Raw genomic sequence first — 238 nt, forward strand, 5'->3', positions numbered from 1 at the left:
CAGACATGCTTGGTTCAGTTCCCATGCATATGGTGCACCTTCTTCCATGGTTTCAGTGAAGATGTCCAACAACTGGCCTTCACCGAAAACACGCTTTGGCGTTGCCTCGGAACCATAGAAAGCAGTCATGATTGCGTTCTTGGTCTGCTTACGGTCGATACGTGCATCACCACCGGTCTTTTCAAGCATACGCTTGTACTGGATCACGTAGGCATCAGCACGTGTACCAATGTCTACG

Annotated in this window: 1 protein-coding gene; it reads right to left on the reverse strand. The window is 49.6% G+C overall.

Features of this window, described 5'->3' with window-relative positions; translation table 11 throughout:
• Window positions 1–207 (reverse strand): hypothetical protein (locus RMT89_RS45280; protein ID WP_315889575.1); only part of this gene is annotated, 207 nt, incomplete at its 3' end.
• Window positions 208–238: the final 31 nt, after the last annotated feature.

It is taken from the genome of Streptomyces sp. P17 (assembly GCF_032436805.1).
In the GTDB taxonomy this organism is placed as follows: Bacteria; Actinomycetota; Actinomycetes; order Streptomycetales; family Streptomycetaceae; genus Streptomyces.